At 67.9% G+C, this 14348-nt stretch carries 14 protein-coding genes; 10 read left to right on the top strand and 4 right to left on the bottom strand.

Annotated elements, in window-relative coordinates:
• The first annotated feature begins 43 nt into the window (after nucleotides 1-43).
• The 5 genes from nadD (at nucleotide 44) to IBX18_RS33425 (ending at nucleotide 4091) form a co-directional block, all read left to right on the top strand.
• Nucleotides 44-685 carry a nicotinate-nucleotide adenylyltransferase gene (gene nadD / locus IBX18_RS33445; RefSeq protein WP_107654840.1) on the top strand — a complete coding sequence of 214 codons (642 nt, stop codon included), beginning with the start codon at nucleotides 44-46 and terminating at the stop codon, nucleotides 683-685.
• A 26-nt stretch (nucleotides 686-711) separates the two neighbouring features.
• On the top strand, nucleotides 712-1128 hold the full coding sequence (gene rsfS, locus IBX18_RS33440; RefSeq protein WP_107654841.1) for a ribosome silencing factor: 417 nt from the start codon (nucleotides 712-714) through the stop codon (nucleotides 1126-1128).
• A 49-nt stretch (nucleotides 1129-1177) separates the two neighbouring features.
• On the top strand, nucleotides 1178-1837 hold the full coding sequence (locus tag IBX18_RS33435) for a histidine phosphatase family protein (RefSeq protein ID WP_107654842.1): 660 nt from the start codon (nucleotides 1178-1180) through the stop codon (nucleotides 1835-1837).
• Nucleotides 1838-2528: 691 nt separating this feature from the next.
• A complete protein-coding gene (gene octT, locus IBX18_RS43260) occupies nucleotides 2529-3245 on the top strand; it encodes a diglucosylglycerate octanoyltransferase (RefSeq protein WP_194837683.1) in 717 nt (238 codons plus the stop codon).
• A 3-nt stretch (nucleotides 3246-3248) separates the two neighbouring features.
• On the top strand, nucleotides 3249-4091 hold the full coding sequence (locus tag IBX18_RS33425; RefSeq protein WP_194837482.1) for a DegV family protein: 843 nt from the start codon (nucleotides 3249-3251) through the stop codon (nucleotides 4089-4091).
• 187 nt (nucleotides 4092-4278) lie between these two features.
• On the opposite strand, the gene IBX18_RS33420 is transcribed toward IBX18_RS33425, so the two are convergent.
• On the bottom strand, nucleotides 4279-5061 hold the full coding sequence (locus tag IBX18_RS33420; RefSeq protein ID WP_194837481.1) for a DUF5984 family protein: 783 nt from the start codon (nucleotides 5059-5061) through the stop codon (nucleotides 4279-4281).
• 311 nt (nucleotides 5062-5372) lie between these two features.
• Between IBX18_RS33420 and IBX18_RS33415 the strand changes: the two genes are divergently transcribed.
• From IBX18_RS33415 to IBX18_RS33395, 5 genes are all read left to right on the top strand, one after another.
• Nucleotides 5373-6269, top strand: a complete 897-nt coding sequence (locus IBX18_RS33415; protein ID WP_228542229.1) for a ComEA family DNA-binding protein — start codon at nucleotides 5373-5375, stop codon at nucleotides 6267-6269.
• On the top strand, nucleotides 6266-8791 hold the full coding sequence (locus IBX18_RS33410; RefSeq protein ID WP_228542179.1) for a ComEC/Rec2 family competence protein: 2526 nt from the start codon (nucleotides 6266-6268) through the stop codon (nucleotides 8789-8791). The genes IBX18_RS33415 and IBX18_RS33410 overlap by 4 nt, the downstream gene beginning before the upstream one ends.
• 62 nt (nucleotides 8792-8853) lie before the next feature.
• The gene (locus IBX18_RS33405) at nucleotides 8854-9117 is read left to right on the top strand and encodes a hypothetical protein (protein WP_194837479.1); all 264 of its coding nucleotides are present in this window, start codon (nucleotides 8854-8856) and stop codon (nucleotides 9115-9117) included.
• Nucleotides 9118-9265: 148 nt separating this feature from the next.
• Nucleotides 9266-10234, top strand: a complete 969-nt coding sequence (gene holA / locus IBX18_RS33400; protein ID WP_194837478.1) for a DNA polymerase III subunit delta — start codon at nucleotides 9266-9268, stop codon at nucleotides 10232-10234.
• A 336-nt stretch (nucleotides 10235-10570) separates the two neighbouring features.
• Nucleotides 10571-11860 carry an LCP family protein gene (locus IBX18_RS33395; protein ID WP_194837477.1) on the top strand — a complete coding sequence of 430 codons (1290 nt, stop codon included), beginning with the start codon at nucleotides 10571-10573 and terminating at the stop codon, nucleotides 11858-11860.
• A gap of 258 nt (nucleotides 11861-12118) precedes the next feature.
• Here IBX18_RS33395 and IBX18_RS33390 read toward each other — a convergent pair whose 3' ends face one another.
• The 3 genes from IBX18_RS33390 to IBX18_RS33380 all read right to left on the bottom strand — a co-directional run bounded on the left by IBX18_RS33390 (nucleotide 12119) and on the right by IBX18_RS33380 (nucleotide 14319).
• On the bottom strand, nucleotides 12119-12751 hold the full coding sequence (locus tag IBX18_RS33390; RefSeq protein WP_194837476.1) for a maleylpyruvate isomerase family mycothiol-dependent enzyme: 633 nt from the start codon (nucleotides 12749-12751) through the stop codon (nucleotides 12119-12121).
• An 80-nt stretch (nucleotides 12752-12831) separates the two neighbouring features.
• Nucleotides 12832-13083 carry a DUF2798 domain-containing protein gene (locus IBX18_RS33385; protein ID WP_107654851.1) on the bottom strand — a complete coding sequence of 84 codons (252 nt, stop codon included), beginning with the start codon at nucleotides 13081-13083 and terminating at the stop codon, nucleotides 12832-12834.
• Between the two features lie 165 nt (nucleotides 13084-13248).
• The gene (locus tag IBX18_RS33380) at nucleotides 13249-14319 is read right to left on the bottom strand and encodes an aldo/keto reductase (protein ID WP_194837475.1); all 1071 of its coding nucleotides are present in this window, start codon (nucleotides 14317-14319) and stop codon (nucleotides 13249-13251) included.
• Nucleotides 14320-14348 lie beyond the last annotated feature (29 nt).

Below are 14348 nucleotides of genomic sequence, written 5' to 3'. Positions count from 1 at the left end.
CCGCTCCCGGCCGCGGGGAACAGACCGGTTAAGCTCGGCACTCATGCAAGAGACAGGTCGGCGCGGCCGCAAACTGGGCGTGATGGGCGGCACCTTCGACCCCATCCACCACGGCCACCTGGTCGCCGCCAGCGAGGTCGCGAATCGGTTCGAGCTCGACGAAGTGATCTTCGTCCCCACCGGTCAGCCCTGGCAGAAGGCGGATAAACAGGTCAGTCCGGCGGAGGACCGCTACCTGATGACCGTGATCGCGACCGCCTCGAACCCCCGATTCTCGGTCAGTCGCGCGGACATCGACCGGGGCAAGGTCACCTACACCGTCGACACGCTGCGGGAGATGCGCAGCAAGCATCCCGACGCCGAGCTGTACTTCATCACCGGAGCGGATGCGCTGGCCAACATCCTGACATGGCAGGATTGGGCCGAACTGTTCGAACTGGCGAGGTTTGTCGGGGTGAGCCGTCCGGGGTACGAGCTGAATACCGATCATCTCGAGGAACATCTGCGTGATCTTCCGGCCGATGCGGTGACCATGGTCGAAATCCCGGCGCTGGCGATCTCGTCGAGCGAATGCCGTCGCCGCGCCGCCGAGAATCGGCCGGTGTGGTACCTCGTCCCCGATGGCGTGGTGCAGTACATATCCAAGCGGCACCTCTATGTGCCCGCAGGAGCGGAAGGTAGCTGAGTGAGCGAGCGTAGCGGGGGGCAAGCATGAGTGCGTCTGTGGAGTCGGTGGAGATCGCGCAGATCGCGGCCCTGGCGGCGGACGAGAAGCTGGCACTCGACGTGGTGGTGCTCGATGTGTCCGAGCAGTTGGTGATCACCGACTGTTTCGTCATCGCGTCCGCGCCGAACGAGCGCCAGGTGAACGCCATCGTGGACAACATCGAGGACAAGCTGCGCGATGCCGGCCACAAGCCGGTCCGGCGCGAGGGGACGCGCGAGGGGCGCTGGGCGCTGCTCGACTATGTCGACGTCGTGGTGCACGTCCAGCACAACGAGGAGCGCAATTTCTATGCGCTGGAACGGTTGTGGAAGGACTGCCCAGTGGTGCCGGTGGACGGACTCGGCACACCCGAGGCGCGGGCCGCGGCGGTGAACGGTGACGCGGAGAGCGATGCCGAGTGAGCGAGCGAGTCGTCGGTAAGTCAGCGTCCAGCGTCAGAAAGGCGCGACCGTGAGTAAGTACGCCGGCGTGCGCACCCTGATCCTGCTGCGCCACGGGCAGACCGAATGGAATGCCGCCGACCGGATGCAGGGTCAGATCGACACCGATCTCACCGAACTCGGCCGTCGTCAGGCCAAAGAAGCCGCGCGCGAACTGGTTTCGCGCAATGCGATCGCCATCATCTCCTCGGATCTGCGCCGCGCCTTCGAAACCGCCTCCGCACTCGCCGATCACACCTCGCTCGACGTGGTGCCCGATCCGCGACTGCGGGAAACCGATCTCGGCGACTGGGAGGGGCTCACCCACCTCGAGGTCGACGCCGACTACCCCGGCGCACGCAAGGCCTGGCGGCTCGACGCCACCTTCCGGCCGCCGAACGGGGAGAGCAAACTCGAGGTCGGCGCGCGGTCACTGCCGGTGGTGCGAGAACTGCTCGTCGAACGGCAGGACTGGCCCGGCCGGACTATCATCCTGGTGGCGCACGGCGGGCTGATCGCCGGCCTCACGGCCGCGCTGCTCGATCTGCCGCCAGCGAACTGGCCCGTCCTCGGTGGACTGGCCAACACCAGCTGGGTGCAGCTCAGCAGTCACGGTCCGAGCATCGACCAGCCCGGCTGGCGCCTTGACGTGTGGAACGCATCGGCGAAGGTGGCCCCGGATGTCCTCTGAAGACCCGATTCGGCAGGTGCCGGACGAACTGTTCCGTAAGGCGTCGGCCAAACCGGAACGTTCGATCCCGGACGCGCTGTTCGGCCCGCCCCCGGTACCCCCGGCGGTGGAGCCCGAAGCCGCTGAGTCGGGCACGGACGAGGGTGAGGCGCCCGGGGAACCCGAGGGTTCCGCGCCCGCCAGCTCGGTTGATCCGCCGCCGCCGGAGTCGGTAGCCGAGGTTGCTTCGTCGGCGACTCCGTCTGCAGGCGACGAAACCGTCTCGGACGCAGCCGCTGCGGGTGTTGTAGAGGCCTCGGTGCTGGTTGCGGAGCCGAGTGCCTCTCATGAACCGCTCAGCGCAGCAGTCGGTTCGGCGGCGACTGCCGATGCGGGAGCGTCCGGTGCCTCGGCCGACTCGGGCGCGGCTACTGCGGAATCCGCCACCGTCGATCCCGCGTCGGAGGGCGAGTCGGTCGCCGCTGCTGCCGACGCTGTCGCCTCGGCTCTGGTTGCGGAGCCGGACGCCGCTCGTGAACCGCTCAGCGCAGCAGTCGGTTCGGCGGCGGCTCCCCGTGCGGGAGCGTCCGCTGCGGCAGTCGCCTCCACGTCGGCAGACTCGGGTTCGGCAACTACGGAATCCGCCACCGTCGATCCCGCGTCGGAGGGCGAGTCGGTCGGCGCTGCTGCCGACGCTGTCGCCTCGTCCGAGGTGGCGGCGACAGCGCGGCCCGTGCTGCTGGTGATCGCGGATTCGTTGTCCTACTTCGGGCCCAAGGGCGGGCTGCCTGCAGACCATCCGCGGATCTGGCCGAACCTTGTTGGGGCCGAGCTGGATTGGGATGTCGAGGTGGTCGGGCGGATCGGCTGGACCTGCCGGGATGCCTACTGGGCGTTGATCGGTGATCCTCGGGTGTGGGCCGCCGTGCCGCGCGCGGGTGCCGTGGTGTTCGCGGTCGGCGGCATGGACTCGCTGCCCTCGCCGCTGCCGACCGCGCTGCGTGAACTGATCCGCTACGTGCGGCCGCCTGCGCTGCGCCGCCGAGTCCGGGCCACCTATACCTGGTTGCAGCCCAAGCTGTCGAAACTCGGTCGCCCCGTGGCGCTTCCGCCGAAGGTGAGCGTCGACTATCTGGAGCAGTCGCGGGAAGCGTTGGCGCACTTGCGGCCCGACCTGCCGTTCGTCGCGGTACTGCCGTCGGTGCACAACTGCGAGGCCTACGGTCGCGTGCATTCCGGGCGGGAGCCCGCCGTCAAGGCGCTGCGGGCATGGTCGGCGCGGACCTCGGTGCCGCTGGTCGATCTCGGTGAAGCGGTGCGCGACAACATCTTCTCCGGTGACGCGAATCCGGACGGCATCCACTGGGGCTGGGCCGGGCATACGGCCGTGGCCAACGCGATGGTGAAGACCTTGCAGGAGGTTCGGTAGTCCGTGGCCGTCGTGGTCGTGACAGATTCGTCCGCCAGCCTCCCTGCCGAACTCGCCGCCGAGCTCGATATCGCCGTCGTACCACTGCATGTGCTGATCGGTGACCGCGCGATCCGCGAGGGCGTCGACCCCATCGACATCGATTACAGCTCCGACACGGTGACCACCTCGGCGGCGTCGCCCGGTGAGCTGCGCGCCGTCTACGAACAGGCCTGGGAGCTCAGCGGCGGCGATGGTGTTGTCGCGGTGCATATTTCGCGTCAGCTCTCCGGAACGTGGGAGGCGGGGCGGCAGGCCGTTCGCGATATGGACGCCGCCCACCGGGTCCGACTCGTCGATTCGCTCGGCGCGGGCCTGGCCACCGGGCTGCCGGTGCTGGCCGCCGCGCGCCGGGCGCAGGGCGGGGCTTCGCTGGATGTCGTGTACGACACGGCCGTTGCGGCGTCGAGTCGCGCGCGGACGTTCATTCTGGTGAACCGCACCGAACAGTTGCGCCGCGGTGGCCGATTGAGTTCTGCCGCCGCGTTTTTCGGCAGCGAGCTGGTTACCAAGCCGCTGTTGCAGATCGTCGAGGGGCGGCTGGAACTTCGGGAGAAGGTCCGCACTCGGTCCAAGGCGTTCGCGAAACTTGTTGCGGCAGCGGTCGATGCGGCGGGCGAGGACGGTGCCGCCGTGGCCGTACAACACCTCGGCGCCGAAGACGCGGCGCAGACCGTCGCCGCCCAACTCCGAGACCTCGTCCCCGGCATCCGCGAACTAATCGTCGCCGAATTCGGCCCCGCCCTGGGCATCCACCTCGGCGTCGGCGCAGTAGGCGTCCTGGTCCTCCCCGGCGGCTGCACCTAGCGGTCGTTGCGCCGAACGGGACATAGGGGTGCCGACACGCCGGGTCGGGCTACCGTCATGTCCCGTACGGTGCCCGGCGGATCGGGGAGTGGTACATGGCTGCGGCGAAGTGCGAGAAGGGGTCTCCGTGATGTGCCGCTCACGGGTCTTGCCGGGTCGGCGTGCTGGGAACCTGGCCTGGCTGGGGTCAGCGTGCTGCGGTGGCGGATTGACGAAGGGTGTGGACACCGGCGCGGACGGCCGACCAGTCCGTGTCGGGTCTGCGGTCGAGGGCTCGGGAGAGCCAGCGCGCTCGGTCGCGTTGTTCGTAGGCCAACTGGGCCGGGTCGATCTCGATACCTGGTGGCGGGCCGGAGCTTTCGAATTCGCGCAGGCGCGCTGCCATCGCGGCGAGCAGGGTGCGGTCGAATTCGATTACGGCGGTGCGGAATTCGTCGGTCGGGACACTGACCCGGCCGGTCGACGGTCCGGTGAACTCGATTTCGCTCTCCGGATCCGCCGGGTAGTGCCAGGCGACGGTGACGGTGTCGGCGCTGCCGTCGACGGTTCGCCACCAGCGCAGGTGCGGGCCGAACCACAGATAGCCGGTGTCGAGGGTGCGGTCGCCGTACCAGGTCGACGCGGCGTCGACCTCCGGGGTGTCCGCCCAGGACCAGTCCGTGGCTTCGGCGGCGATGAAGTCGACCAGGTCGTTCGGCACCGGCTCCAGTGCGTTCGGGAGCAGCGTGAGGACGTCCTCCCACAGGCGGGCGACGTAGTACTCGACGTAGCAGTCGTGTGCAGTCTGGTGTCGTCCGGATTGGGTGCGCAGTAACTCGGTCGTGCGGTCGGAGAAGCGGAGTAGGTGGTGGTCGCCGAGGTCGATGTAGTACCAGCCTTCGGTGAGCGTGAACCAGTGCAGAGTCCGGGACCGATCTCCCCACGGCCCGACTCGGTCCCACGGCGCCAAGCCGAAACGGAATCGGATCACGGGCCAAGTTTGCACTTCGCGCAGCGCCACGCCCGACCGATCTGCGTGCCGTCGGCGAGTTGTGCACACCCCAGCAGTTGTCAACAGGGCGGGCGAATTACCTGGTCGGCCACGATCTTTCGGTGCCACCCGGAACTACCGTCGCCCCCATGCCACGACAGGACGAACGCGAACGGATCCGGCGCCGGATGAGCGCACTGACCTGCCGCGTCGGCGCCAGCCGGACGGGAATCGCGGGCGCGGCCGAGGCCGCGCAACCCCTCGGCGGTCGCCGCGCGCAGTTGGCGAGTGCGCTGCCCGCGGTGCCCCGGATGGCGGGTGGGCTCGGCGAATCGGCGCATGACGATATCGCGCGTCCCGGACGGTGGGATCTGGCAGAGCTGCCGTCCGATGACGAGGAGGGCGATGGTGAGGTGCGTTCGCCAGGGTGGCTGGAGGAACCCGTCTCCACCGGATGGCGGGATCGGATTGTGCCGGAGCGATTTCGGGGCATGCGGCTGGATCCGGGACGCCGGGGGATGTGCACGCTGCTACTGGTCGGCGTGGTGGCGATGGCAATAGCCGCCGTGGTGATATTTCGCGAACGGCCCGTGGCGAGCCCCGTGCTACCGGTGCCCGCGGTGCGGACAACCGCGGACCCCGCCGTAGCGCGCTTGTCGGGTGCGGTGCCGCGGAGTGCGGCCGCCGCGCCAGGTGCCGCACCGGCGCCTGCCGAACCAGGGTCGGCAGGCGCCGAATTGGTAGTCAGTGTCGTCGGTTTGGTGCAGCGCACCGGTCTGGTGCGGCTGCCCGCCGGATCCCGGGTCGCCGACGCCCTCGCGGCGGCAGGTGGTGCCCAAGACGGCGCCGACCTCGCCGGACTCAACCTGGCCCAGCGACTGCTCGACGGCGACCAGGTACTCGTCGGCCCACCCGGCCCGAACCCCGGCCCGCCGCAACTCGGCAGCGCGACCATCAACTCGGGTGCCCGCCCTTCGGCCGACCCCTCCGGATCCACGCAGCCATCCACACCATCGGGCCGGGTGGACCTCAACACCGCGACAGAATCCGAACTCGACGCACTCCCCGGCATCGGCCCGGTCACCGCCAAGGCCATCGTCACCTGGCGCACCACGCATGGACGCTTCACCGACGTCGCCCAGCTCGGTCAGGTCGACGGTATCGGTCCCGCACGTCTGTCCCGGCTGCGCGAGCTGGTGAAGGTATGAGCTCGGTGGACCGGAGTGAGCGGCAAATGCCCGGCGGGCGCGGGCAGGACGCAGAACGGGATGACGCCGATGGCGAGGCGCAGGTGCTCGACGCTCGGCTGTTGCCCGCGGCGTTGTGTTGTTGGGGCGCAACGATTGTGGCGGTGACGGCCGGGTGGGTGGCCGGGCTGTGGCTCGCGGTGGCGTTGGTCGCGCTGGCGATCGGGCTGTGGGTGCTGCTGCTGTCGGCGATGGCGCATCCGGGGGAGCGGCACCGGTCCGTTGCGGTGGTGGCGTTGGCCGCGGTGCTGCTGGCGGGCGGGTTCGCGGTGGCCGCGGCGTGGCGGGAACATCGGGTGGCCACGCATCCATTGCGGGCCGTGGCGGGGGTTTCGCTGCGGGTGGTGGTGACGCCCAGCGACGATCCGAAGCCGTTGCGCGGCAGTTCATTCGGAGGCAGCCGGTGGGTTGTGCGGGCAGGTCTGGTCGAGTACCGGCTCGGCGCGACGACGGTGCGATCCGGTGGCGCGGTGGTGGTGCTGGCGTCGGGCGAGGTGTGGGCGGAGCTGCTGCCCGGACAGGCGGTCGAGTTCCAGGCGCGAGTCGATCGACCACGGATTCGTGATCTCACGGTGGCGACGCTGCTGGCCCAGGGGCCACCGCAGGTTGTCGGCGCCTTGCCGTGGTGGCAACGCGTAGCCCATTCGATCCGTACGGATTTCGCGACCACGACAGCCCGGGCACTGCCCGCGGAACCGGCCGGGTTGCTACCCGCGCTGGTCGACGGAGACACCTCCGCACTGCCCGACGAGCTTCGTGAAGAGTTCGATGTCGCCGGTTTGGGTCATCTATGTGTGGTCAGCGGTGCCAATTTCACCATTCTGCTCGGCGCGGTGCTGCTGGTAGTGCGGGTGCTGACCCTCGGTCCGCGCACCGGAGCGCTCGTCGCGGGCGCGGCGCTGGTGCTGTTCGTGATCATCGCGCGGCCCGATCCGAGTGTGCTGCGCGCCGGAGCGATGGGCGCAATCACCCTGCTGGCCTTGGTAACCGGACGTCGAAAGCAGGCACTGCCCGCGTTGTGCGCGGCGGTCATCGGGCTGCTCGCCATATGGCCGGCGCTCGCGGTTTCGGTCGGCTTCGCCTTGTCGGTGTGCGCGACCGCCGGGTTGATCCTGCTGGCACCGAGCTGGGCCGACTGGCTGCGAGCGCGGGGTTGGCGGCGCGTCCCTGCAGAGATCGTCGCGGTGGCGGCGGGTGCTTTCGTTGTCACCACGCCGCTCATGGTCGCACTGGACGGGCAGCTCAGCTTGGTCGCGATTCTCGCGAATGTGCTGGTGGCGCCCGTTATCGCGCCGATAACGATCATCGGGGCGCTCGGCGCGGTGCTGTCCTGCATTTGGTCGCCGCTGGCTGAACTCGTACTGCGCTGCGCCGCACCGCCGATGTGGTGGCTGCTGTTCGTCGCCGAACGCGCGGCCGACGTGCCCGGCGCCTCCATCGGGGTGCCGGGTGGAGTCTTCGGCGGAATCATCGCCCTCGTAGCGGTCGCCGCGGTCGTCGTCGCCTTGCGATTCGCCGCCATCCGCAGAGTGCTCCTGACCGTGGCGTTCGGCGTGGCAGTGGTGCTGATCCCGGTGCGAATCTGGCATCCCGGCTGGCCACCGTCGGGCTGGGTGCTGGCCGCCTGCGATGTCGGTCAAGGTGATGGACTCGCGCTGTCGGTCGGTGACGGCACCGCGGTGGTGATCGATGTCGGGCCGGAGCCACGGCCGATCCGAAACTGCTTGGACCGCTTGCACATATCGCGGATCGCGCTCCTCGTGCTGACGCATCCTCACGCCGACCACATCGGCGGTATCAACGGCGCGCTGGACGGACGTGCCGTGGCCGCCGTGGCGGTGGGGGTGCATGAACTCGGTGCGGTGCAACCGGGTACCCGCGGTACGTCGATCACCGGAGATGCTCGCTCGGCGTCGGCTGATCGCCAGCCATTGTCGAGCAAAGCGGCGCAGCGGAGCGGGCACGGCGAAGGGCTTGCGCACGTGGTGGGTGTCGCTAAGGATGCGGACATCCCAGTGATGGAGTTGTCGGCCGGCCAGCTATTCCGGTTCGGCACAGTCGAATTAGAGGTCCTCGCCCCTGCGATGGATGGACTACGACCGACCCCCGGCGCCGAAGCCGAAGAAGCCAACGACCGCTCTGTCGTCCTAACGGCAACCACGGCAGCGGGACGCATCCTGCTCACCGGAGACATCGAAGCCCCCGCGCAACGCGCACTACTGCAAACCGGCATCTCCCTACAGGCAGACATCCTGAAGCTCCCACACCACGGATCCCGAACCACCACAGCGGAATTCCTCGCCGCGGTACGACCGCGGCTGACCGTGATCAGCGTCGGCACCGAGAACACCTTCGGACATCCGAACCCCGGAGTCCTCACGGAGTTATCTGCCGTCGGCGCAAATGTGGTGCGTACAGACCAGCGAGGAGACGTGCTGATCATGGGCGAAGGGCCGGAGTTTCGGATGGTGACATCGCGATGAGCTTCCTGTGCCGCAAGGCAAACCGGCACATGTCAGGTGCGGGCCTCGATAGATTTGGAAGCGTGACAGAACCCGTGAACATGCGGCTACCTACCGAGCTGCTCGCGGCAGCGGAGCTGGCCGCCGAGGACGATGGAGTCACCTTGACGGTGTTCGTCACGCGGGCGATCGAGGAGAAGCTGCTGCGCGGGGAGTTCGATCAGCATGCTCGGATGGTGGAAGCGGCCGTTGCGGCGAATCCCGGGCGTCTTCTGCGGAAGTCCCGCGCGATCCGCGACGGCCTCGCCACGTGGAAAGCTGCGCAGCGCTTCGACGGGTCGCCGTGACGAGAACACGCGGAACCTGCGGGGTGGGGGTGTCGGTGGGGGACCGTAGGATCGCTGCCGTGACCGAGCGCAGCGAGCGTCAGCGAGAGGACCATCGAACCGGCGCGCGTATGCGTGTGGCGGAGGCGAGCGTCGGCGAGGTGATGTCATGACCGAGCGTCCTGCACTGCACCTTATGTTGGGGGACGAGGAGCTGCTGGTCGAGCGGGCGGTGGCGGAGGTGACCGCGCAGGTGCGTGCGCTCGCGCCGGATGCCGATGCGGTGCCGGTCGATCGGATGCGGGCGGGTGACGCCAGCACGGCGGAATTGGCGGAGCTGTTGAGTCCGTCGCTGTTCGCCGAGGACCGGGTGATCATCCTGGAGTCGGCAGCAGAGGCGGGCAAAGACGCGGTCGCGGTGATCACCGCTGCGGCCGGTGATCCGCCCGAGGGCGTAGTGCTGGTGGTGCTGCATTCGGGTGGCGGACGGGCCAAGGCCTTGGTGCCCGCGCTGCAGAAAGCCGGTGCGGTGGTGCACGAATGCGCGAAGGTGACCAAGGCGGCCGAGCGGGTGGAGTTCGTGCGCGGTGAATTCCGCAACGCCGGAGTACGCGTCGCGGGCGACGTGGTGCAGGCGATGCTGGAGTCCGTCGGATCCGAACTGCGCGAGCTCGCCGCGGCCTGTTCACAGTTGGTCTCCGACACCGGCGGCAAGATCGATGTGGCCGCCGTGCATCGCTATTACTCGGGCAAGGCGGAGGTCTCCGGTTTCGACGTGGCCGAGCTCGCCGTCGCCGGTGACCGCCCCGGCGCGATGGAGGCGCTGCGCTGGGCCAACGACCGCGGCGTCCCCCACGTTCTGCTCGCGGACGCCCTCGCCGACTCCGTGCACACCATCGCCCGCGTCGGCTCCGCAGGCCGCGGCGACCCGTTCAAACTCGCCCAGCAACTGGGCATGCCACCCTGGAAAGTCAAGAAGGCCCAGGCGCAGGCCCGCAACTGGACTCCCACCACCATCGGCTCCGCCCTCCAGGTGGTCGCGGCCCTGAACGCCGACGTCAAAGGCGGCGCTGCGGACGCCAACTACGCCCTCGAACACGCCCTCACTCAAATCCTCGACCTCCACGCCGCAGGCTGATCCCACCACCTGCCACCATCACTGGCCTCGGTCGGCTGGCAGTCGAGTAAGAGAGTTCGACGAGCAGGTCGGCCGAGAAAATCGGGATGCTGGATGTGTGCTGTGGCACATGTGGGCGAGAACTCAATCAGTTGGATCGGGCGAGCTGCCGAGCGAAAGACGGCAGCCATCCGGGCGCGGCTGTAATCTCAGATCGCAACGTCAGATGAGGTTCGTCCGGTCTCGGATCGGCACCGCCGAGGCGGCCTCGAGTCCGCCTGCGACGTTCTGGCCAGCGGTTTCACCAAGAATCGAGCCATTTGTCGGCTAATCGTTCGTGTCAAACTGGAATCGGTTATGGACGAACGAACAGCACCGGTCTTTCCGGTCGATGATTCCCGGCGGGGCCGCCTACGGCGCGGTCGGCCGCACGGTGGCGCGCATCGTCGTCCGGAACGCCGAGCGGGGCGAACCGCGCTGAAGGTACTGGCCGGTGGTGTGTCGATGGCGGTGCTCGCGGGCACCGCAGTCGGATGGGCGACCGAGGGCCGGTTCGATCGCGGATTCACCAGGTCGGCGGCATTGGGTGTGGATGCACCGCGGTCGCTGGCCGGCGACACCAACGTGCTGCTGATCGGCCTGGACACCCGCAAGGATCAGGCCGGGAACGACCTGCCGAAGGAAATCCTGGACCAGCTGCACGCGGGCGACGGCGAAGAGGGCGGATACAACGCGAACACCTTGATCCTGGTGCACATCCCCGCGGATATGAAAAAGATTGTCGCCGTGTCGATTCCGCGTGACGACTACGTCAAGGTCTCCGGCATCCCCGGCTACACCAACGTAAAGATCAAGGAAGCCTACGGTCTGAAGAAAGCGGCCGTGCAGGATCAGCTGATCAGTCAGGGCGTGACCGACAGCAGGGCCCTCGAGCGTGCGGGACGCGAGGCAGGGCGAGCCTCGATCGTGCAGGCAGTGCGCGACCTGACCGGCGTGCCGATCGATCGCTTCGGCGAGGTCACCCTGGCGGGTTTCTACGACTTGGCCAAGGCGTTGGGCGGAGTCGACGTCTGCCTCAACAAACCGGTGAACGACAGCTACTACTCCGGCGCCGACTTCCCGGCGGGCAGGCAGCGGCTCGACCCGGCGCAATCCCTGGCGTTCGTCCGGCAGCGGCACGGCCTGGAGAACGGCGACCTCGATCGGACCCACCGCCAGCAGGCCTTCCTCACCTCGGTGGCCCTCGATCTGCGCAAGGCGGGCACGTTCACCGATGTCGGCAAGCTGTCCGCGCTGATGGACGTCGCCCACCGCAATATCGTGCTGTCCGACGGCTGGAACATCACCGACTTCCTGCGCACTCTCGGCTCGTCCGAGAGCCCGGCCGTCGAATTCCGTACCCTGCCGGTGCTGCGCTACGACACCATCGACGGTCAGGACGTCAACATCATCGACCCGACAGCCATCCGCCGCGAGGTCCGCGCCGCGTTCGGCGACCCGGATCCCTCCGTCGCGCTGTTCAAATCGACCCGCCCGCCCACGCTGCCGACCACCGACCCGCTCGCCGGAACCGCAACGCCCACACCGGATGTCGGTGCACCGGTCGCCACCACCATCACCGGCGACACCATCCCCTGCGTCAACTGACCACCGCACGGTCGAGCGTGCCCGAAGCCATCCGCTTCTACCAGGCTCGCGACTTCGACTCCATTGGTGGTCGAGCACGGCGGCGGTGGGTGCCATCCATGCCGGCTGCGTGCCACATATGCCGAGTGTGCTGTCCTGCAACCTAATACCCGATGGTGGCGAGGGGCGCCCGATGCAGCGACAGTGACACTCGGAGTGGCGGCAGTAATTTCCTGGGCGGCGGCGTTAATGCGCTGCGCGGCAACAGCATCGACCTTCTCACATAGCGGCAGTAACCCGCTGGACCCCCGGCCCGATCAACGCCGCAAGCCCCGCCTTCCGCCCCGTCGCGACAAGCAACAGATCACTGATCGGCCCCCGAATCTCCTCGGGCCCATCGCCACCCGCCCATTCCACGTCGGTGGCAACCAACCGAATCCCACGCAGCCGCTTACGCGAACCGTAGAAAATATTGTTCCGCACATGTTCGAGCGCCGCGCACGCCTGCTCGATGGGCATCTCCCGCACCCGGCCGAGCGGTCGCGCAACGTCCTGTCCATGAATCATCATGTCCACCAACGGATCTATCGGACTCGCCCCGGGAGCCCGGTGCGTCGATCCGGCCGACTCACGCACCTGCGCGATCAACTCGGCGGGCGTGAACCGGTCAGCGCGATCACGAGCCAGCTTGTCGGTCATCCCATCCCAATCGCCACGCGCCTTGACGACCCCCACCAGCGTTTCCCACAGGCTGACCTTGCTGGACAGCGAGACGTGGGCCAGCACCTGATGCACGTTCCAGCCGGAACACAGTGATTCCACTTGCCATTCGGGCTCGTCGAGGTCGTCGAAGAAGTCGGCCAGCGAGAGTCTTTCGGCCGTTACCCACGCCTGGATCTGATCTCGGTCCACTGTGTTCCTCCGGTTCGGTGTCGTCACCGGTACTGACGACCCGAACCACAGAATTTCATCGCACTGCCGGAAAGTGAGCGTCAAGCCTGCTGCGGCGGTTGCACCAGGGCGGCCGTGACTTTGCGGACGAGCGGCAACACCAGCAGCAGCGTCGGAAAGGCGATGGGCCAGGACACCGCCCAGGACCGCAACCAGACGCCGACCGCCAGACCGTCGCTCATCAGCGTGCTGATCAGGGACACGATGCAGGTCATCAGAATGGACAGCAGCATCGGCAGAATCACCGCGGAATACCGGGCGGGCAGCTTGCCAAAAGTGTTGCGAGAGTTCATCGGTCGCTCCGTAAGTGTTCGTCAGGCAACGGCACCGCCGGATCGGCGGGGCCGGTGCGTTGGTTGACGTGAACGCTTACGGCGACAGGATGTCGCGGCGCCGAGCATAGGACAGCCACCCGCGGCGGCGCAAGCCATGCCCGCACCGCCGCGTGCACCGATTGCTCAGGCGCGGGCTTCGATCTTCAGGTCGCCGGAGACGACGCCGCGGGTCATCGGCCGCGCCAGCATGTCGTGCGGGAAACCGAGTTCGATGGCGCTGGCCTGCTCGAGCCGAGCCAGCTGCGCGGGGTCGAATTCGACATCGAGCGCGCCGAGGTTGTCCTCCAGCTGGGCGGCGGTGCGAGCCCCGATGATGGGCGAGGTCACGCCGGGATTGCGCAGCGTCCAGGCCAGCGCGACCTGCGCGGGCGTCTTGCCGAGCTCGGTGGCGACATCCTTGACCACGTCGGCGATGGACAGCGAACGCTCGGTGAGCGCGCCCTGCGCGGCCGCGACGTTCTTGCGCGTGCCCTCGACCGCACCCTCGCTTTGATGATCGAGGTCCTCGCGGGTGTACTTGCCGGTGAGCACGCCGCTACCGAGCGGCGACCACGGAATCACGCCGAGGCCGAGCTCGCGGGCCATCGGGATGAGGTCGCGTTCGACGGTGCGCTCGATCAGGCTGTATTCGATCTGCAACGCGATCAGCGGTGACCAGCCACGTAGGTCGGCGATGGTCTGCATGCGGGCCACCTGCCAGGCCGGCGCATCGGAGATGCCGACGTAGAGCACCTTGCCCGAACGCACGAGATCGTCCATGCCACGCAGGATTTCGTCGACGGGGGTCATGAAGTCCCAGGCGTGCAAGTAGAGCAGATCGATGTAGTCGGTCTTCAGCTTGCGCAGGCTCGCCTCGACCGAGGCGAACATCGACTTGCGGTGGTTCCCACCGGAATTGGGGTCACCCGGGCGACGCAGCATGGTGTATTTCGTTGCCAGCACCAGGCTTTCACGATTGTCCGCGGTGAATTCGCCGAGAAGTTGCTCGGAGGTGCCGTTGGTGTACTGGCTTGCCGTGTCGATGAAGTTTCCGCCACGGTCGAGATAGGCGTCGAAGATCTTGCGGGCCTCGTCCTTATCGGCGCCCCAACCCCAGTCGGCGCCGAAGGTCATCGTGCCGAGGGACAACGGAGACACCCGAAGACCGGAGCGGCCGAGCAGCCGGTAGGTGTCGAGGGTACGGACTCCGGACATGTCCAGCTCCTTGTCATTGGTGCTGCATT

This window comes from Nocardia sp. XZ_19_369, from assembly GCF_015355715.1.
Taxonomy (GTDB): Bacteria; Actinomycetota; Actinomycetes; order Mycobacteriales; family Mycobacteriaceae; genus Nocardia.
Note: the sequence above shows the minus strand (reverse complement) of the source record. Positions and strands in the feature narration are given on the sequence as shown.

Bases quoted from the DNA above. Each gene is read 5' to 3' on its own strand.
- nadD (WP_107654840.1), top strand. From the start codon at position 44: ATGCAAGAGACAGGTCGGCGCGGCCGCAAACTGGGCGTGATGGGCGGC.
- IBX18_RS33410 (WP_228542179.1), top strand. From the start codon at position 6,266: ATGAGCTCGGTGGACCGGAGTGAGCGGCAAATGCCCGGCGGGCGCGGG.
- IBX18_RS33380 (WP_194837475.1), bottom strand. From the start codon at position 14,319: ATGTCCGGAGTCCGTACCCTCGACACCTACCGGCTGCTCGGCCGCTCC.
- rsfS (WP_107654841.1), top strand. From the start codon at position 712: ATGAGTGCGTCTGTGGAGTCGGTGGAGATCGCGCAGATCGCGGCCCTG.
- holA (WP_194837478.1), top strand. From the start codon at position 9,266: ATGACCGAGCGTCCTGCACTGCACCTTATGTTGGGGGACGAGGAGCTG.
- IBX18_RS33395 (WP_194837477.1), top strand. From the start codon at position 10,571: ATGGACGAACGAACAGCACCGGTCTTTCCGGTCGATGATTCCCGGCGG.
- IBX18_RS33385 (WP_107654851.1), bottom strand. From the start codon at position 13,083: ATGAACTCTCGCAACACTTTTGGCAAGCTGCCCGCCCGGTATTCCGCG.
- IBX18_RS33415 (WP_228542229.1), top strand. From the start codon at position 5,373: ATGGCGGGTGGGCTCGGCGAATCGGCGCATGACGATATCGCGCGTCCC.